Origin of the sequence: Rhizobium sp. Rhizsp42, from assembly GCF_047304155.1 — a bacterium.
GTDB lineage: Bacteria > Pseudomonadota > Alphaproteobacteria > Rhizobiales > Rhizobiaceae > Rhizobium.
Genome location: NZ_JBGLYS010000030.1, coordinates 43,767 through 61,414 on the forward strand (window position 1 = coordinate 43,767; position 17,648 = coordinate 61,414).

The window sequence follows — 17,648 nt, forward strand, 5'->3', positions numbered from 1 at the left end:
GCTCCGAGATCAGGAGGACGCGGTCTTGGACGTTGCCCGCTTTTTCTTGGCGGGTTCGGCCTCAGGCGGGGCCTCGGCAGCGCGTTGCAGGCGGAGAGCCTTGAGCTTCTCCGTCTTCAATTCGCGAGCCGCGGCCTCGGCTGAAATGATCGCACGGGCCGTCGTGTCGGTCACGACAGCCTTATCGCGAGACGAGAGCTTGGCCTGATTGAAGAATTCATCATCTGAAGTCATCTGCGCTCTCTACATCTAAGCGTTGGGCCAGCCTTTAGCGGGCCGGACGCACGGCCTTCTTCGGTGCAGGAAGCAGGCCTTCGCGCTGCAGCTTCTTGCGGGTCAGCTTGCGCTGGCGGCGAACGGCTTCGGCCTTTTCGCGCACGCGCTTTTCCGACGGCTTTTCATAGGCGCTGCGCGCCTTGAATTCGCGGAAGAGACCTTCGCGCTGCATCTTCTTCTTCAGGACGCGGAGCGCCTGGTCGACATTGTTATCCCTGACGAGAACCTGCAAATTGTATTCCTTTCTTGCGGCAACGAGTTGCCGGTTTGTGACGAGCCGAAAACTGTTTCCCGCCCTTGGCGCCATAAGCGAGGCCGGGATGTCCTGACGGCAATCGTCGCGGTTTCGTGTCTGGCATCGAGGATGCCGGCTAAGTGGTGCCGAAATCGCCGCCGGCAATTTCAACAATCGAGACCAAGGCCCCGAAACGGTCTGAACTGCTGCGCCGGAGGATCGAAATCCTGAGGCGACCGGCAAAAAGCCGATCCTCGCAGCGATACCAATGATCACTTCCAATGCGAGGCATTTCCCGACAATCGCGTGCCGGGCATGATCGATTTTGAGAGGAGATCTGACGGAGCGATTGGGCTCTTTGACAAAGGTCACAAGCAATAGTCGATGGCGCAATTATAGTGCAAACGACAGCCGATGCAAGGAACGAACCGGAATTAGCCGCCAAGCCCTGCCGCCACGGGGCTTTCGGGCACCGCATGGGGCACTTGTGGCGCGATGCGAGGGGGAAAATACCTTTTGCGCCAATGCGAGCCTGGATTGCAGGGTTTTTTCGGCTGAAACCCGCTGATCCATATGGACTTCGGCCAAGTGATCTGCTATCCCGCACACCAATCGCGAGGCGCTGCCGCGCGGAATGAACATTTTTTGCCTCTGTCATTGGGATGACCCAGGCATCAACCGAACCAAAGGAACGTGATTCTCGTGCAGGTACTCGTCCGCGACAACAATGTTGACCAGGCTCTCCGCGCTCTCAAGAAGAAAATGCAGCGCGAAGGCATTTTCCGCGAAATGAAGATGCGCGACTACTACGAAAAGCCTTCGGAAAAGCGCGCTCGCGAAAAGGCTGAAGCTGTTCGTCGCGTTCGCAAGCTGGCCCGCAAGCGCCTTCAGCGCGAAGGCGGAGTTGCTGCACGCTAAGGCGTTCCCGTCGTTATTTCGACGTTTTCAGATGCATGTTGGCGGGGGCGATCTGGTCGCCACCGCCTTTTTTGTTTGCTGCTTCGCCTGCCCGTCTCAAGACCGGCCGGCCGTAATGGGGAAAACGAGCCCGCATGGCTGATACGATGTTGAATGCCCGATCCTTGCGTTCGTCGACGAAAATGACCGCCCTGGCCGTGCTGGCGCTGGTCGCCGCTCTCGGCCTCGCCGGCTGCACCACGAACAGCACCTCCGATGCCGTCATCCGCATCGACAAGGCCCAGGGCTCGCAGGAAAACATCGCATCGCTGACCTCGGTCATCAACGCCAACCCGCGCGACCCCGAAGGCTACAACGTTCGCGGTTCCGCCTATGGTCGCGGCGGCGACTTCCGCGCGGCGCTGAACGATTTCAACACCGCCCTGCAGATCAATCCGAAATTCTACCAGGCTTACGCCAACCGCGCGCTCGTCTACCGCAACATGGGCCAGCAGCAGCAGGCGATCCAGGATTACAATTCCGCACTGCAGATCAACCCGAACTACGACGTGGCTCTGATCGGCCGCGGCAACGTCTACCGCACCGCCGGCCAGGACGATGCCGCCTTCAACGATTTCAACAAGGCGATCCAGAACGGCACCACCGACGGCCGCGCCTACCACAATCGCGGCCTAATCTTCCAGAAGCGCAACGACCAGGCCAAGGCGATCGACGATTTCTCCAAGGCGATCTCGCTCTCGCCGAACTCGCCGGAGCCCTATAACGGCCGCGGCATCTCCTATATCGCGCTCAATGACGACGACAACGCCTTCGCCGACTTCAACCACGCGATCGAGCTGAACGGCAACATCGCCGAGAGCTGGGCCAACCAGGCGCTGGTCTACGAGCGCCGCGGCGACAAGCAGAAGGCCGCTCGCTCCTATCGCCACGCCATCGGCCTCAGCCCGAAGTACCAGCCTGCCAAGGACGGCCTCGCCCGCGTCAGCGCCGCCGGCTGATCCAGCCTAATCAGCGAAGGATGAAGACGACGATGGCTGCCAAACCGCATGTGATCGTCGTCGGCGCCGGTATCATCGGCGCCTCCATCGCCTGGCATCTGGCCTGCGATGGCGCCAAGGTCACCGTCGTCGCCGAGGACAATGGCGGCGTCGCCACCCCCTGCTCCTTCGCATGGATCAACGCCAGCTGGGGCAATCCTGAATTCTACTATCGCTTCCGCCGCCGTTCGATGGCCGAGTGGAAGAGATTGGCTGGCGAACTGCCCGGCCTGCCGCTCGAATGGTGCGGCAGCCTCTCCTGGGACCTGCCGCCGGAGCGGCTGGAAGCCTTCATCGCCGAGCATGGCGCCTGGGGCTACGGCATCGAACGCGTCGATGGCGATGCGATCCGTAAGCGCGAACCTCATCTCGCCAATCATCCCGACCATGCCGTGGTCGTTGCCAAGGAAGGCGCCGTCGAGCCGGTCGCCGCCGCCCGCATGATGCTCGCCGATGCCAAGACGCGCGGCGCGACCGTGATCGACGCCGCCGTGCGCGGGCTGCTGCGCACTGGCGAGCGCATCTCCGGCGTGGTGACGTCGGCAGGCGTGATGGAGGCCGATCATGTCGTGCTCGCCTCCGGCGCCGGCACCGCACCCTTGACCGCAAGCATCGGCATCACGCTGCCGATCGAAACGCCCGCCGGCCTCATCGTCCATTCCCGCCCGCATGCAAGGCGGCTGAACGGCCTCGTCATGGCGCCGGAGCTGCACATGCGCCAGACATCGGAGGGCCGCATCATCGCCGGCAGCGATTTCGGCGGCGCACAGCCGGGCGAAGACCAGCATGCCACGGCGCAAGCCCTGTTCGCCAAGGTGAAGGCAGCACTTGCCGACAGCCAGTCGCTCGCCATGGACTTCTTCACCGTCGGCTACCGCCCGACGCCGAAGGACGGTTTCCCTATGATCGGCGATGTCTGCGACGGCCTCTATATCGCCGTCATGCACTCCGGCGTGACGCTGGCGCCGCTCGCCGGCATGCTCGCCTCCAGCGAGATTTTGCAGGGCGAGAGCGATCCGATGCTCACGCCCTTCAGGCCCACCCGCTTCCTCTGACAGCGCAAGCAGCGCTGACCGACAAATGCCCTCGGCTATGTTTTAGTATGTTGCAAGCGATCCCCCCTGCCCCTAACATGCGACACGTTCGATAGCAGGCTATCGGGAATGTGATAGCGCGTTGAGGGCGGATATCGTGATTGAAGTCTCTGCTGTTACCTGTTGGAAACCTGTGTCCGCGGCCGCTCTCTCACACGTCAGGCGGTGCCAGTGCCGATGAAGCGTAGCCTGCGTTTCTTCCCCAAGGCTTCGATCGGTACATACCTGATCGCGATGGCTGTTGCCGTGGCGCTTCCCATTTTCGCGCTGGTGGCACTGCTGCTCGGCCAACTGGAAGACAGCCAGCGTTCGATCCTGAAGCGCGAGACCGCGCAGGACGCCACCGCCCTTGCCCGCACGGTCGACCGCCAGCTGCAGGACATGGCGACAACGCTCAGGCTGCTCTCGACCTCCCCCGAACTCGAGCACGACGATTTCGCCGCCTTCCATAACCGCACCGAAACCGCGATGCGTGGCGACACGCTCTACGTGCTGGCGGTGGACAAATCGGGCCAGCTGCTGCTCAACACCCGCGTCGATTACGGCACGCCACTCGGCAAGGTGGCCAACCTGCCGTCGGTGGAATCGGTCATGCGCTCCGGCCGCATCGAGGCATCCGATGTCTTCATGGGCCGCACCAGCGGCGAGTGGGTCTACAACGTCGCCATGCCCGTCAAGATCGGCGACGTCGCGGCCCTGATCGTCACCCAGAACGCCAAGGACCTCGCCAAGATGGTCTCGACGGAGGGCCTGTCGTCCGACTGGTCGGCCGCTATCCTCGATCAGAGCGGCCATGTCGTCGCCTCCGCCGGCGCCACCAATCTCGCCTTCGGCCAGCCTTTCGATCCGCGCATTCTGCCTCAGCTGGTCAATTCGAGCGGCGTCTACGAGGATAGCGTCATCATGCCCAAGGCTCTGCTCGGCTATGCGCAGATCCCCGGCTGGTCTTGGAAGGCCGTGGTCTGGGGACCGGTCGCCACCGCCCAGGCCTCGATCCTCACGACATGGCGCTTCCTGATCATCGGCGGCATCGCGCTGTTTCTGGTCGCCATCTTCGGCGCCTATATCGTCGCCCGCCAGGTCCGCACCACCATCCGCGCCATCGCCGATATGGCCAACCGCATGGGCGAAGGCCACATCGTCGCGCCGATCGAAACCAGCGTGATCGAGGCCAACCGCGTGGCCGTGGCGCTCTCCAACGCCTCCTTCGACCGCAGCCAGACGGAAGACCGGCTGCATTTCGTCATGAACGAACTCGTCCACCGCACCAAGAACCTGCTTGCGCTCGCCCAGGCGATGATGCGCCAGATCGCCCGGCAGGCGAGCTCGGTGGAGGAATACCAGGCAGCCGTCGCCGATCGCCTCGAGGGGCTGGCGCGCTCCATCCAGCTTCTGACCAGCGAGCAATGGGCCGGCGCGTCGCTGCGTCGTGTCATCGATATCCACCTCGAAGCCTTCCCGCACGCCCTGCAGCAGATCGAGGTGACCGGCACCGATTTCATGCTGAAGCCCGAGGCCGTGCAGAACCTCGGCCTCACCCTGCATGAGCTCGCCACCAACTCGATCAAGTACGGCGCGCTCTCGGTCCCCCAGGGCCGCGTCCGGCTCTACTGGCAGAGCATCCAGGAAGACGAGCACACCGAGGAGATGCTGCGCGTCGTCTGGGACGAGCGAAACGGCCCGCCTGTCACAGCACCCGAGCGCTCCGGCTTCGGCACGACCGTCATCAAGAACCACGCCGCCGCCGCCTTCAGCGGCAGCGTCCACGTCGACTTCCGCCCGGAAGGCCTGCGCTGGGAATTGACGGCGCCGCGCCGCGTGCTGCAGCGCGACTGAGGCAATCACCTCTTACACGCACACGCACGAAATCCGGGCGGCCAACCACCCGGATCCATCACTTCGAATTTTCTGGAGAGCCCGTTAGCCGCGCTTAGCGCAGCAGCACGAGGCCGGCGATGAAGACGATCAGCAGCACCACGATGCCGCCGAGCAGGCCGGCGCCTGCGAAGAAGCCGGCGGTCATGCCGAGCAGCAGCGCAACGAGGAACAGCGTGCCGAATTTCGCGGCCACCAGGAACATGTTGTAGGTCTGCTCGTGCGCTGGATAGTCCATCGGCGCGCCGACTTCGGCGGGTCCGGTATTGTGCTCGGCCATGCTTGTCATCTCCCTGAAACCCCGGCCCGCATCATGATGCGGCCGCATGCCTTTCTCATCCACGCGCTCCCACGCGCAAATGTCCCGCTAGAGGAATTACACAAAGCCCGGAAAAGCGCAATGCATGAGAATGCCGCAGGCGAGCGGCTTTCCCATGCATTGCTGATCGCCGCTCAAAGCGGCAGATCGGTTCCGAGATCTCCCTCGGGCATGAAGCGCGCCGTGGGAATGATATTGAGCGGCGGCATGCCGCCGACGGGATCGCGCGAGAACATCATCCGCTGCTCGCTGGCGCTGGAGATGAAGAACGGGTAGCGCGTCAAAAGCTTGCGCCCGACCTCGATCACATTGGTCGCCATCAGCGTCAGCTCGAAGCCGTAGGTCTCGGTCATCCGGTTGGCGACGACGGTATCGGCGTAAAAGACGCGCTTGTAGAAGGCCGCATGCGCCGGACGGACATGCTGCATCACGCGGTCGGCCCTGAAATGCGCGGCCGCCACGATGTTCGGCCGCAGCGTCAGGTAAGGCAGCCACGGCAACTCGGTGCTGAGCTCCGGATCGGCGGCGAACCGCGCCGGGTCGACGAGGCTGAGGCCGGCATCGAGAAACGCATCCATCTCGGCTGGAAAGATCCCGCCCGATTGCGACACGCGATGATCGGGTGTCACGTGGTGAATGCGGATCGTGCTGACCAGTTGCTCGTAATAGTAGAGACCAAACACATAGGCCTGGCTGTCGAAGTCGGCATCGTCGATCATCGACTTGGCCGCGACAGGCAGCACCTCGCGCGCCTTGTAGGCTTTGTAGCGCAGCCGCTCGACCTCTTCCATGTCCTCACCGCTCTCAATACGGCGGTATTCCACGTGGTCCATTATTTCGAGAATTTTGCTGCTGAAATCACTCGTCTTTAAAGAGTTGTCCACCATTGCATCCCGGCCCAAAAGTTAATGGGCCATTAATCATATGGAACCGCGAGAAGGGCAAGAATTAATTAAAATTTGCCTTAGATTTGAGCTGTTAAGGTTAACGCGAACACGGAAAACACACGCTTATAAGCGTGGTCTTAAACATTCTGACGGGTGGATTTATGCAACTCTCGGGCGTTTGCGCGGCGTCGAGCGGCGGCTCAGGCTCTGCGAGAGGAGCACGATGTTCTGCGATGGAACGGCCGGCGAGAAGACGTAGCCCTGGACGAGATCGGTCGCCCGGTACTTGTTGAGAAGTGCCAGCTGCTCGGTTGTCTCGACACCTTCGGTGACGATCTTCAGGCCGAGCTCGCGCGCCAGGTTGACCGTGCCGCGCAGCAACTTCAGGCGGCGACCATCCTCGACGATGTTGCGCAGGAAGGAGCGGTCGATCTTGACGATATCGAGCGGCAGCGTGTCGAGATAGCTGAGGCTGGAGAAGCCGGTGCCGAAGTCGTCGATGGCAATCGTGATGCCCGATGCGCGAAGCTGCGCCAGGATGGCGCGCACGGCGGCCGGCTCGTCGATCAGGCAGCTTTCGGTGATCTCCAGATGCAGCCGCTCCGGCTCCAGGCCGGAATTGTCGAGCGCCTGGGCGACGACTGCCAGGATATCGGCGTCACGCAGGTCGCGCGCCGAGAGGTTGACGGAGACGGCGACGTGCTCCGGCCAGGTCATGCAGTCGGCGCAGGCCTTCATCAGCACGAAGCGGGTGATCTCGGAGATGATACCCATCTCTTCGGCGAGACGGATGAAGACATCCGGCGGGATCGAGCCCTTCTCCGGATGCACCCAGCGCGACAGCGCCTCGGCGCATTCGATCCGCGTGCCATCGGCCTTGAACATCGGCTGGTAGGCGACGCTGAGGCCCTGGTTGGCGACGGCTTCGCGCAGATCCGCCTTCAGCTTCTGCTGCTCGATATAGCGGCCATCCATTTCGCGCTCGAAGCCGGCAATGCCGCCGCGCTCCTTGGACTTTGCTTCAGACAGCGCGAGATCGGCCTTGATGCTCCATTCGTCCATGGCGAATGCATCGCTCTCGAGGATCGCGAAGCCGGCCGAGAGCGAGACCAGGAAGGTCACGTCGTCGGCTTCGTAATTGCCCTGGATCGCGGCGTGGACGCGCCGGATCTCGGCGTCGAGCGCCTCGTTGTCCTTGGCATGCGGGAAGAACAGGATGAACTGGTCGCCCATCAGACGGCCGACGATGGCCTTGCGCGCCTGCTCCTCGATCCGGTTGGCGATATTGCAGAGCAGATGGTCGCCGGTGATATGGCCGCGCATATCGTTGACGTGCTTGAACTCGTCGATATCGAGAACCATGAAGCCGACAGGGCCGCGCTTCTTGTGGTGCTTGTTCAGATAGTCCTGCACGAGATGGCTGAAATACTCGCGGTTCGGCAGCCCCGTCAGCGCGTCGTAGCGCACCATGTGCAGGATCTTCTGCTCCGCCTTCACGCGGCTCGACACATCCTCGAATATCAGCACGGCGCCGCCATCGGCGCGGCGGCTGGCGGAAAACTCAAGCGACAAGTCCTCGGGGAAATGAATGAGCGTGCGCGACAGCTTGCCTTCGGCGACATGCGTCATCTGCCTGAGGATGAGCTCCGGCTGCGTCGAATCCATGAAGCTGTAGCGCGCGCCATAGCGCAGCACCGCGCCGAGATCGCGATCCTTCAGCCGGCCGGGATCGCCGATCTTCAGGAGATCGCAGGCCTTGCGGTTGATCACCTGGATGCGGTTTTCCGGATCGACCATGACGAGGCCGTGCGGCATGTTGTTGAGCGCCGTGTCGAAACGATCGGCGATCTGGGTGATCTCGCGGCGGGCAATCACGTTCTCATAGAGAAACTCGCGCACGCCATTGGCCATGGCCCGCGTCGTCAGGCCGAACGGGATGAGAAACACCGACAGCATGGTGCGATAGAAATCGAGCGCCATCAGGCTGCAGAGGATCATCGGCAGGCAGCAGGCCAGCGTCTGCAGGTCGATCGCCTTCTGCGAACCGTAGTTGCGGCCGACGACCGAGACCATGGAAGCCATCGTCACCGCCGTGCAGGCGAGTTCGGCGAAGGGGTCCTGCAGGAAGAAGATCGCGTATCCGCTGCCGATGCCGAGAATGGCGGCGGTCGAGGCGGCGCCGATCACATAGACCGTTTCCCAATGCTCGATCCGCTCGCGCGAAAGCGTCGACTTGTCCACCTTGTCGAACATGCGAAAGGTGATCATGCGCGCGACAAAGACGATGAGGAACGCGATCGAGAGCAGGACGTAGAACGGGGAATCTGTTTTGGCGGCGACGGCGAGAAACGCGACGACATGCACGGCCACACCCGCGACGAGCGTCATCCGGTTCCCGAAAAGGGAACTCACGAAAGACAGATATACGTCAGTAGGGACCCTGTTCGGGTTATGTGGCTTCATCCATACTTTCCCTGTGCGGCGAAACATTACCGCCAACCCTTTAAAAATTGATTTCAGGCCACGCACACATTTGGTTGATTTTTCTACAATCTTAGCGAGAGCTATGGCGCGAATTGGCTTTTTTTGCAGCTTCACGGGGATGTTTTACAATAAGGCGGTCCATCCAGAGGTTGTCGCCATCCTCCCCGGCAAGTGCTGCTGGCGGTTCGCCCGCGATATAAGACTATAATCCAACATCCGGGCTTTCCGCTTCCAATTTCAGGGTCCCTGATCTACCACTTGAGGTGGGAGAGCATGGGGTAAAACCCATGAAATAGGAGGGGGAAAGGCATGCCGGTTTTTCTAGCCGCCAGCCGGCTGATCGATGCTGTCAGCCAGTTCATGGGCAAGCTGTCCGAATATATGGTGCTGTTCTGTTGCCTGATCAGCGCCGCCAACGCGCTGATCCGCTACACCTTCAACTACAGCTCCAACGGCTGGCTCGAGATCCAGTGGTATCTCTTCGCCTTCGTGGTCGTGCTGGGTGCCGCCCACACGCTCAGAATGAACGAACATGTCCGCGTCGACCTGATCTACGGCTCGGTGTCCGACCGGGCACGTCTGTGGATCGACACGATCGGCCTGATCGTCTTCCTGCTTCCGGCCTGCATCTTCCTCACCTGGCTCTGCTGGCCCTTCTTCTGGCTCTCTTATGTCCAGCACGAGGTCTCCTCCAATGCCGGCGGGCTGATCCGCTGGCCGGTCAAGCTCATCCTGGTCGCGGGCTTCGGCCTTTTGACGCTGCAGGGTCTCTCCGAGCTGATCAAGCGCATCGCCGCGCTGACCGGTCATTTGGTCGTCGAGACCAAATACGAAAAGCCGCTGCAGTAACCGCGACCGGGAGGAAAGCCATTGTTCGATTTCGGCATCATTCCGCCGGCCATGTTCGTGGGCATGGTCCTGTTCATGCTCTACGGTTTCCCGGTCGCCTTTTCGCTGGCCGCCGTCGGCCTGTTCTTCGGCATCATCGGCGTCGCCACCGGCCATTTCAGCGAGGCCTTCCTGCAGGCGCTCCCATTGCGCTTCTTCGGCATCGTCTCCAACGATCTCCTGCTCGCCATCCCCTTCTTCACCTTCATGGGCGCGATCCTGGAGCGTTGCGGCCTGGCGGAAGACCTGCTCGAGGGCATGGGCAAGCTCTTCGGCCGCATCCCCGGTGGCCTTGCCTATGCCGTCATCCTCGTCGGCGCGGTGCTCGGCGCCATCACCGGAACGGTCGCCGCCTCCGTCATCACAATGGGCGTCATCTCGCTGCCCATCATGCTGCGCTACGGCTATAGCCCGAGGCTCGCCACCGGCGTGATTGCCGCATCGGGCACCATCACCCAGGTCATCCCGCCCTCGCTCGTCCTCGTCGTCCTCGCCGACCAGCTCGGCAAGTCCGTGGGCGACATGTATCTCGGCGCCATCGGCCCATCGATCCTGCAGGTGGCGATCTTCATGATCTACATCCTGATCCTGTCGATCGTAAAACCCGCCTCCGTGCCGCCGCTCCCCAAGGAAGTGCGCGGCGATTTCACCTGGGCGCTGCTCTTCAAGGTGCTGTCGGGCATGGTGCCCTCGATCGTGCTGATCTTCCTCGTGCTTGGCACCATCTTCATGGGTCTCGCGACCCCCACCGAGGCCGGCGCGCTCGGCGTCGTCGGCGCCATGGCGCTCGCCGCCATGCATCGCCGCCTGACCTGGCCGCTGATGCAGGAAGCGATGCGCTCCACCATGCACATCACATCCATGGTGGTGATGATCCTGATCGGCTCCACCTGCTTCAGCCTCGTGTTTCAGGGCATGGACGGCTCGCGCTGGATCGAGCACATGCTCTCGGGCATCCCCGGCGGCCCGGTCGGCTTCCTGATCTTCGTCAACATCTTCATCTTCGTGCTGGCCTTCTTCCTCGATTTCTTCGAGATCGCCTTCATCGTCATCCCGATGCTGGCCCCGGTCGCCTCCGCACTCGGCATCGACCTGATCTGGTTCGGCGTGCTGATATGCGTCAACATGCAGACGAGCTTCATGCACCCGCCCTTCGGCTTCGCGCTCTTCTATCTGCGCTCGATCGCCGACCGCAGCGTCAAGACTTCCGATATCTACATGGGCGCCCTGCCTTGGGTCGGCATGCAGCTGATCCTCGTCGCCATCGTGATCTTCTGGCCGCAATCGGTGACCTACTGGCTGAAGAAGGGGCCGGAGGTGGATCTGAACTCGATCAAGATCGAGGTCCCCGGCTTTGGCGGCAACGGGCTTGGATTACCGCCAATGGGCACCCCACCCGGCATGCCCGGCCTGGCGCTGCCGCCGATGAACGGCCTGCCGGGGCAACCGCCGACACAGCCCAAGCCTGCTCAGCCGGATTTGAGCCAGCCGCCGGTGATCAAGTAGGGATTTCAGTTGGATAATGATTTTGGATGGGTGGGAGACCGGGGCCCCTCATCCGCCTGCCGGCACCTTCTCTCCGTTGGGGAGAAGAGATTTGGGCGGGCCGCTCGCGCCGACCTCCCCTTCTCCCCCGCGGGGAGAAGGTGGCCCGAAGGGTCGGATGAGGGGGCCACACGGCACACCGCCAGCCCCCTCAAATTCACAGCAAAACCCTCAGATCTTCCCAGCCCGCTGCTGGATCATCATGAACGTATCGAACGTATATTCCGACAGCTGCATCCACAGATACGCATCGCGCTTGAACGCCGTCTGATCCTCGTAGATCTTCTTGAAGTAAGGATTGGACGCCGAAATCTCGGCGTAGATCCCGAGCGAAGCCTGGAAGCAGGCTTCCATGATTTCCTGGCTGAAGGGACGCAGCGTCGCGCCCTCGGAGACCAGCTGCTTCAGCGCCGGCGGGTTCTTCATGTCGTACTTCGCCATCATGTTGGTGTTGGCAAAGGCGCAGGCATCGGTGAGCGCCGCCTGGTAATGCTTCGGCAGGCTGTTCCACTTTTCCAGGTTGAAGAAGGCGTGCACCGTCGGGCCACCCTCCCACCAGCCGGGATAGTAGTAATACTTCGCGACCTTGTGCAGGCCGAGCTTCAGGTCGTCATACGGCCCGACGAACTCGGACGCGTCGATCGTGCCCTTTTCCAGCGCCGGATAGATATCGCCGCCGGCGATCTGCTGGGGGATGACGCCGAGCTTGCTGATCACCTGGCCGGCGAGGCCGGCGATGCGCATCTTCACGCCCTTCAGATCATCCAGCGTATTGATTTCCTTGCGGAACCAGCCACCCATCTGGGCGCCGGTATTGCCCGCCGGCAGGCCGTAAATGCCCTGCGTGGCGTAGAATTCGTTCATCAGCGTGTTGCCGTTGCCCTCGTAGAACCAGGCATTGGTGAGACGCCCGTTGAGGCCGAAGGGAATGGCTGTGCCGATCGCGTAGGTCGGGTCCTTGCCGACGAAGTAATAGGAGCAGGTGTGCGCCGCTTCCACCGTTCCGGCGCTGACGGCATCGGCCGCCTGCAGGCCGGGAATGATCTCGCCGGCGGCAAAGGGCTGGATGGTAAAGTTGCCATCGGTCGATGCGGCCAGATGCTTGGCGATATCGTCGGCCGCGCCATAGATCGTGTCCAGGCTCTTCGGAAACGACGATGTCATGCGCCAGGCGATCTTCGGATTTTCCTGGGCGATGGCGGGTGCCGCCAGAGCCGAGGCAGCAACGGCGCCGACGCCCGCTGTTCCTGCCTTCTTGAAGAATGAACGACGATCCATCAAAAACCTCCCATTGTTGGTTCAGCAGGGCCAAACTCTCCCCACCCGCGGAACGAGGGAAGCTAAGCATGCGGACGCAGGTGATTCAAGCGCCGGCCTATTAGTCTTTGGGATCACGACACCAATATGGCGAGTAGCGCATTTCGATCGGAATCAGCGGCTTAGTCGCTTCATTGCGCGGCCCGCGCATGGCCTTGCCGCAATTTGGCCGGGCACATCAGGCACACGTTGACAGGAAAGCCGTTCTGGTTTCTCTCATTGGCAAGAGATGATCGTCCTCAGGATAGACAATGACCAAGCCCATCGTCGCCGTTCCCGCCGATATCCGCAGCTTTGACGGCGCCACCTGGCATGCCGTGCAGCACCAATATGTACGCGCCGCGCTGAACGCATCCGGCGTCATGGCCTTCATCATCCCGGCCTTCGAGGAAGGTTACGACATCGACGCCATTCTCGACCGCGTCGACGGCGTCCTCGTTTCCGGCTCGGCGAGCAACGTCCACCCCGCCCGCTACGGCAAGGAAGCAACCGAGGCCGACGGCCCCTTCGACCCCGCCCGCGACGCGACCTCGCTGCCCCTCATCCGCCGCGCCATCGACCGCGCCATCCCGCTGCTCGCCATCTGCCGCGGCATCCAGGAATTGAACGTTGCGCTCGGCGGCACGCTCGCCAGCGAGATCCAGGACCAGCCCGGCATCTGGGACCACCGCAAACCCGATAACGTCGACCGCGACGGCATGTACGCCATCCGCCAGAACGTCATCGTCAGGGAAGGCTCCTGCATTGCAGGCATCGTCGGCTCCGGCGAAATCAAGGTGAACTCGCTGCACCGCCAGGCGATCGCCGAGACAGCACCCCGCCTTGCCGTGGAAGCAGTCGCCGAGGACGGCACCGTCGAAGCCGTCTCCGTCATCGACGCCAAGGCCTTTGCCGTCGGCGTGCAATGGCATCCCGAATACTGGGCCGAAACCGACAAGCCCTCCAACCAGCTCTTCACCGCCTTCGGCGACGCCGTCCGCGACTATGCCGCAGCTAAGCTGCCGGCCAAGGCTACGAAGGTGGTGGCGTAAGCCGAGAAAAAGCCTTTGTTTTATCGCATGTCGGCGCCGCAAAACCGCTGCACACTTTTGCGCGACATGCTTTAACCCCGCCGCGCCCAGCGCAGACCGCCCACGACAGCGATGGCGAGAAGCGGCCAGATCGCCCAGAAAGTGCCGTGCCAGGAGAGAAGGTTGATGCCGATCAGCCCGAGCGCCGAGATGGCGAGCGCCACAAGCCGCGCATCGTAGCGCTCCTGCAGATGCGCCCAGCGCATCGCCGCGACATATGCCAGCGCCAGCAGAGGCCAAGCGGCCCAGAAGACGCCATGCCATGTCAGCGTGTTGATGACAACGAGTGCTGCGGCGATCACGCCGAGCACCGCAAGGTTCCGCCGCTGATTCAGCGATTGCCCCGCGTTCTGACCCGGCGCCACGCCGGCCAACGGACCCGGTCGATCACCTGACAACGACCCCGACCCCGCCGATTGAGCCGCAGCGCCCGACGGCGACCCGCTGGAACGCACATGCCCCGCCGTTGTGTCGCCAGCACCTTCCCCGATCCTGACGGCATAGCTCGGCACTGCCTCGGCCACGTTCTTCACGCTCAGCGGCCCAAGAAAATCGAACCCGACGGCAACCTTGTTGCGCACCTGATCGTAAACCGTGTTCGAGATCACCACGCCGCCGGCCGGCGCCTGTGCCTGCAGCCGTGCGGCGATGTTGACGCCGTCGCCATAGATATCGCTGCCCTCGACGATCACATCGCCAAGATTGATGCCGATGCGAAACAGCATGCGGCCATCGGCGGGCCGGGCGGCATTCAGCCCCGCGAGTTCGTTCTGCACGTCGACGGCTGCGCGCACCGCCTCGACCACGCTCGGAAACTCGGCGATCAGCCCATCGCCCCAGGTATTGACCACCCGTCCGCCATGCGCCTCGATCAGCCTGGACATCCGGTCGCGATACCGCTTCAGCGTCTCGAGCGTCCCCTCCTCGTCGACGCCCATCAGCCGCGTATAGTCCTGCACATCCGCCGAAAAGATCGTCGTCAGCTTGCGCTGCGTCTCACTCGAACTATCCGCCACCTCGCCTCCCCCTCGCATGACCTCGTGCGTTGCATCCTAGCGCCAAGTGTCCATGAAAGTCGAGCAAATGGGACCGTGCGCAGATCCTCGGGACAAGCCCGAGGATGACGTCGAAAGGATGTTTGCCCCGGTGTTTCAATAGATTACGGTCGGCATCCACCCACGCCACCGTCATCCTCGGGCTCGTCCCGAGGATCTAAGCACGTCACCAAGAATGCAACGGAAATGGGGAAAGCAGGACGGCGGCAGTAGACGAAACTGTAATTGCAGACGTTGGCCGATCTTCGGCGTGGCCTACCCGCTGCCGACGAGACGACACTGCTGACTTCTTGCTGGCGCCAAGTGTCCATGGAAGTCGAGCAAATGGGACCGTGCGCAGATCCTCGGGGCGAGCCGGAGGATGACGTCGAAAGGATGTTTGCCACGGCGTTTCAATAGGTTACGGAGATGCACCATTTACTCCACCGTCATCCTCGGGCTTGTCCCGAGGATCTAAGCACGCATCCAAGAATGCAACGGGGATGGAGCAACCGCGAGGGCAGCCACAGAGCACCGCCCTCAAAACCCATCACCCCTTGACGGGCGTCTCGGCCACCGGCGTCAGCGGCTTGCGCGCATCGAACCACCCAACCAGATTGTCGACCACCAGATCAGCCATCGCATTGCGGGTCGGAACCGAGCCCGAGGCGATGTGCGGCAACAACACGGCGTTGGGGAGCGCCATCAGCGCCGCTGGAACGTTCGGTTCGTCGTAGAACACATCGAGACCGGCAGCACCCAAGGCACCTGAAGACAGCGCCTCGATCAGCGCATCTTCATCGACCGTCCAGCCGCGCCCGACATTGATGAACACGCCATCCGGCCCGAGCGCCTTCAGGATATCGGCAGTAACGGTCTTGTGCGTCTGCGGAGTCTTCGGGACGATCGCGATCATCGTATCGACGGCGTCAGCGAGACCTTCCAGCGTCGGATAGTGATCATAAGGCAGCGCCTCGTTGCGCGTGCGGGTGTGGTAGCTGATCTTCACCTTGAACGGTTCCAGCCGCTTGGCGATCTCCTGGCCAATGCGGCCGAGGCCGTAGAAGCCGACATGGCGGCCCTTCAGCGAGAAGCGCGACAGCGGATAGCTCTGCCCCGGCTTCCAATTGCCGGCGCGCAGCCAGTTTTCGGCGCGCGGAAATTCGCGGATGGTGTTGAGCAGCAGCCCGATCGCGGTGTCGGCCACTTCGTCGTTGAGGACGTCAGGGGTGTTGGTGACCACCACGCCCTTGGTCGCCGCATGCTTGGCGTCGACATTGTCATAGCCGACGCCGAAGCTCGAGATCAGCTCCAGATTGGGCAGCGCATCGATATCGGCCGCGGTGAAGGTGCCGGAGACGGCGACGCCGCGAATGCGGCCTGCGGTCTCCGCATCGAGCGACTTGGCGTCGGCCTCGATGACCTCGAAGCTTTCCTTCAGGCGCGCCAGAACGCGCTCGTGCATTTTCCCCGGAACGAGAACAGCGGTACGGGACATTGCTTTTCCTCTTCGATTGTCGCGCGCCCTTGGAAATTTGGGATGAAGGGCGGGATTATGACCGGGGCCGGATGGGGCTGGTCGATTGGCGGATGCGCATCTCGGGCTTGATGAGATGGATGCCGTCGGGTTCGTGGCTGCCGGCGAGGCGATCGAGAAGCGCGCGGGCGGCAAGCCGGCCGACTTCGGCCTGGCCGTTCCACACGGTTGTGAGCGCCGGCATCGAGATCGACGCCTCCTCGAGATCGTCATAGCCGGTCACGGAAATATCGGTGCCGGGGACGAGACCGGCGCGGGCAATGCCGTTCATCAGGCCGATGGCGACCAGATCGTTCCAGCAGACGGCGGCCGTCGGCTTCTGCGGCAGGGACAGGAAGTGCACCGCCGCCTCGAAGCCGCCCTGCATCGAGCGGGGGCCGGGGATGCGCAGGCCGGGATCGACCTCGATCTCCGCCTTGCGCAGCGCGTTGACATAACCCTGGTAGCGGTCGCGGCCGGTCGACGTCTGGTCGGTACCGCCGATCATGGCGATCGAGCGATGACCGAGGCCGATCAGATGATTGGTGGCAAGCGAGATGCCGTAGCTGTCGTCGCCGCGATAGGTCGGGAGATCAGACCCATCCAAGGAGCGGGCGACCAGAATGGCCGGCATGCCATTATCCTCGGCGAGCTGCATGTCCTCCGGCGGCGTGCCGATCGCCGGCGACATGATGACGCCATCGCCGCCGAGCTGCAGCAGCGTCTCGATGAAAGTGCGCTGCTTTTCGACGGAATCGTAATGGTTGGAGAGAATGAAAGTGTGCCGGCTGCGGTCGAGCTCGCTTTCGATCGCCTTCAGGATTTCCCCGTAGAACGGGTTCATGATGTCGTGCACGACAACGCCGATGATGCCCGAGCGCGAGGTGCGCAGGCTGGCCGCGCGGCGATTGTAGATATAGCCCAGCGCGCGCGCCTGTTCCTTGATCTTGTCGCGGGTGGCGCCGGCGACCAGCGGGCTGTCGCGGAGCGCCAGGGATACGGTTGCGGTGGAAATGCCGAGCGTTTCGGCGATCGTCGAAAGCTTGATCTTCTGCGCCACTGTGCCTCCCGGATCGCGCGGAAGGACTGTGACGCGCGATGAACATATGCACCCGGCCAGCTATGAGCCGAGCGTCCTTAAAATGTTTAATTA

The 17,648-nt window shown here is 62.5% G+C and carries 16 protein-coding genes; 7 read left to right on the top strand and 9 right to left on the bottom strand.

Annotated features, from left to right (window positions below):
• Positions 1-9 precede the first annotated feature (9 nt).
• A complete protein-coding gene (locus ACCD05_RS23955; protein ID WP_413395825.1) occupies positions 10-234 on the bottom strand; it encodes a hypothetical protein in 225 nt (74 codons plus the stop codon).
• Positions 235-268: 34 nt separating this feature from the next.
• On the bottom strand, positions 269-508 hold the full coding sequence (gene rpsU / locus ACCD05_RS23960) for a 30S ribosomal protein S21 (protein WP_018899825.1): 240 nt from the start codon (positions 506-508) through the stop codon (positions 269-271).
• Between the two features lie 705 nt (positions 509-1,213).
• On the opposite strand from rpsU (ACCD05_RS23960), the gene rpsU (ACCD05_RS23965) reads away from it, so the two are divergent.
• From rpsU (ACCD05_RS23965) to ACCD05_RS23980, 4 genes are all read left to right on the top strand, one after another.
• The gene (gene rpsU / locus ACCD05_RS23965) at positions 1,214-1,429 is read left to right on the top strand and encodes a 30S ribosomal protein S21 (RefSeq protein WP_018899827.1); all 216 of its coding nucleotides are present in this window, start codon (positions 1,214-1,216) and stop codon (positions 1,427-1,429) included.
• A gap of 146 nt (positions 1,430-1,575) precedes the next feature.
• Complete coding sequence (locus tag ACCD05_RS23970; RefSeq protein ID WP_413395875.1) at positions 1,576-2,427, top strand: tetratricopeptide repeat protein; 852 nt, start codon at positions 1,576-1,578, stop codon at positions 2,425-2,427.
• A gap of 32 nt (positions 2,428-2,459) precedes the next feature.
• Complete coding sequence (locus ACCD05_RS23975; protein WP_413395827.1) at positions 2,460-3,521, top strand: NAD(P)/FAD-dependent oxidoreductase; 1,062 nt, start codon at positions 2,460-2,462, stop codon at positions 3,519-3,521.
• A 216-nt stretch (positions 3,522-3,737) separates the two neighbouring features.
• Entirely contained in the window at positions 3,738-5,396 is a 1,659-nt protein-coding gene (locus ACCD05_RS23980) for a sensor histidine kinase (protein ID WP_413395829.1), read from the top strand.
• A gap of 94 nt (positions 5,397-5,490) precedes the next feature.
• On the opposite strand, the gene ACCD05_RS23985 is transcribed toward ACCD05_RS23980, so the two are convergent.
• From ACCD05_RS23985 to ACCD05_RS23995, 3 genes are all read right to left on the bottom strand, one after another.
• Positions 5,491-5,715 carry an aa3-type cytochrome c oxidase subunit IV gene (locus tag ACCD05_RS23985; RefSeq protein WP_047509634.1) on the bottom strand — a complete coding sequence of 75 codons (225 nt, stop codon included), beginning with the start codon at positions 5,713-5,715 and terminating at the stop codon, positions 5,491-5,493.
• A gap of 173 nt (positions 5,716-5,888) precedes the next feature.
• Entirely contained in the window at positions 5,889-6,641 is a 753-nt protein-coding gene (locus ACCD05_RS23990) for an N-acyl amino acid synthase FeeM domain-containing protein (RefSeq protein WP_047509636.1), read from the bottom strand.
• A 159-nt stretch (positions 6,642-6,800) separates the two neighbouring features.
• Positions 6,801-9,104 (bottom strand): putative bifunctional diguanylate cyclase/phosphodiesterase, encoded by a 2,304-nt coding sequence (locus ACCD05_RS23995; RefSeq protein WP_047509638.1) that lies wholly within the window; start codon positions 9,102-9,104, stop codon positions 6,801-6,803.
• Between the two features lie 330 nt (positions 9,105-9,434).
• Between ACCD05_RS23995 and ACCD05_RS24000 the strand changes: the two genes are divergently transcribed.
• Positions 9,435-9,974 (top strand): TRAP transporter small permease subunit, encoded by a 540-nt coding sequence (locus tag ACCD05_RS24000; RefSeq protein ID WP_018899834.1) that lies wholly within the window; start codon positions 9,435-9,437, stop codon positions 9,972-9,974.
• Between the two features lie 21 nt (positions 9,975-9,995).
• Positions 9,996-11,519 carry a TRAP transporter large permease gene (locus ACCD05_RS24005; protein ID WP_413395833.1) on the top strand — a complete coding sequence of 508 codons (1,524 nt, stop codon included), beginning with the start codon at positions 9,996-9,998 and terminating at the stop codon, positions 11,517-11,519.
• A gap of 210 nt (positions 11,520-11,729) precedes the next feature.
• Here the strand turns inward: ACCD05_RS24005 and ACCD05_RS24010 are convergent, their stop codons facing one another.
• Complete coding sequence (locus ACCD05_RS24010) at positions 11,730-12,836, bottom strand: TRAP transporter substrate-binding protein (RefSeq protein ID WP_018901926.1); 1,107 nt, start codon at positions 12,834-12,836, stop codon at positions 11,730-11,732.
• A gap of 290 nt (positions 12,837-13,126) precedes the next feature.
• On the opposite strand from ACCD05_RS24010, the gene ACCD05_RS24015 reads away from it, so the two are divergent.
• The gene (locus tag ACCD05_RS24015) at positions 13,127-13,906 is read left to right on the top strand and encodes a gamma-glutamyl-gamma-aminobutyrate hydrolase family protein (protein WP_413395836.1); all 780 of its coding nucleotides are present in this window, start codon (positions 13,127-13,129) and stop codon (positions 13,904-13,906) included.
• A gap of 71 nt (positions 13,907-13,977) precedes the next feature.
• On the opposite strand, the gene ACCD05_RS24020 is transcribed toward ACCD05_RS24015, so the two are convergent.
• From ACCD05_RS24020 to ACCD05_RS24030, 3 genes are all read right to left on the bottom strand, one after another.
• Complete coding sequence (locus ACCD05_RS24020) at positions 13,978-14,979, bottom strand: adenylate/guanylate cyclase domain-containing protein (RefSeq protein ID WP_413395838.1); 1,002 nt, start codon at positions 14,977-14,979, stop codon at positions 13,978-13,980.
• A gap of 550 nt (positions 14,980-15,529) precedes the next feature.
• The gene (locus ACCD05_RS24025; RefSeq protein ID WP_413395839.1) at positions 15,530-16,477 is read right to left on the bottom strand and encodes a 2-hydroxyacid dehydrogenase; all 948 of its coding nucleotides are present in this window, start codon (positions 16,475-16,477) and stop codon (positions 15,530-15,532) included.
• A 55-nt stretch (positions 16,478-16,532) separates the two neighbouring features.
• Complete coding sequence (locus ACCD05_RS24030; protein WP_047509648.1) at positions 16,533-17,555, bottom strand: LacI family DNA-binding transcriptional regulator; 1,023 nt, start codon at positions 17,553-17,555, stop codon at positions 16,533-16,535.
• Positions 17,556-17,648: the final 93 nt, after the last annotated feature.

Coding starts and splice junctions, on each gene's coding strand:
- ACCD05_RS23955 (WP_413395825.1), bottom strand. CDS start 234: ATGACTTCAGATGATGAATTCTTCAATCAGGCCAAGCTCTCGTCTCGC.
- ACCD05_RS23970 (WP_413395875.1), top strand. CDS start 1,576: ATGTTGAATGCCCGATCCTTGCGTTCGTCGACGAAAATGACCGCCCTG.
- ACCD05_RS23975 (WP_413395827.1), top strand. CDS start 2,460: ATGGCTGCCAAACCGCATGTGATCGTCGTCGGCGCCGGTATCATCGGC.
- ACCD05_RS23980 (WP_413395829.1), top strand. CDS start 3,738: ATGAAGCGTAGCCTGCGTTTCTTCCCCAAGGCTTCGATCGGTACATAC.
- ACCD05_RS23985 (WP_047509634.1), bottom strand. CDS start 5,715: ATGGCCGAGCACAATACCGGACCCGCCGAAGTCGGCGCGCCGATGGAC.
- ACCD05_RS23990 (WP_047509636.1), bottom strand. CDS start 6,641: ATGGTGGACAACTCTTTAAAGACGAGTGATTTCAGCAGCAAAATTCTC.
- ACCD05_RS23995 (WP_047509638.1), bottom strand. CDS start 9,104: ATGAAGCCACATAACCCGAACAGGGTCCCTACTGACGTATATCTGTCT.
- ACCD05_RS24000 (WP_018899834.1), top strand. CDS start 9,435: ATGCCGGTTTTTCTAGCCGCCAGCCGGCTGATCGATGCTGTCAGCCAG.
- ACCD05_RS24010 (WP_018901926.1), bottom strand. CDS start 12,836: ATGGATCGTCGTTCATTCTTCAAGAAGGCAGGAACAGCGGGCGTCGGC.
- ACCD05_RS24015 (WP_413395836.1), top strand. CDS start 13,127: ATGACCAAGCCCATCGTCGCCGTTCCCGCCGATATCCGCAGCTTTGAC.
- ACCD05_RS24020 (WP_413395838.1), bottom strand. CDS start 14,979: ATGCGAGGGGGAGGCGAGGTGGCGGATAGTTCGAGTGAGACGCAGCGC.
- ACCD05_RS24025 (WP_413395839.1), bottom strand. CDS start 16,477: ATGTCCCGTACCGCTGTTCTCGTTCCGGGGAAAATGCACGAGCGCGTT.